We start from the raw sequence: 201 nt of genomic DNA, 5'->3' as shown, positions 1-201 counted from the left end.
CGTCCTGGTCATGGGTGACGAAGATGGTGGTGTGGCCGGTGCGGTCGTGAATGTCGCGCAGCCACTTGCGCAGCTCTTTTCTGACCTGCGCATCGAGCGCGCCGAAGGGTTCGTCGAGCAGAAGCACGTTCGGTTCGACCGCCATGGCGCGGGCAAGCGCCACGCGCTGGCGCTGGCCGCCCGACAGCTGCGCCGGATAGC

The 201-nt window shown here is 67.7% G+C and carries 1 protein-coding gene; it reads right to left on the bottom strand.

All coding sequences use genetic code 11. The features are described from left to right. Positions 1-201, bottom strand: a 201-nt coding sequence (locus tag L981_RS33030; RefSeq protein ID WP_043627288.1) for an ATP-binding cassette domain-containing protein, incomplete at both ends; no start/stop codon positions are given.

The sequence above is a fragment of the Ensifer sp. ZNC0028 genome (genome assembly GCF_000799055.1).
Taxonomy (GTDB): Bacteria; Pseudomonadota; Alphaproteobacteria; order Rhizobiales; family Rhizobiaceae; genus Ensifer.
Note: the sequence above shows the minus strand (reverse complement) of the source record. Positions and strands in the feature narration are given on the sequence as shown.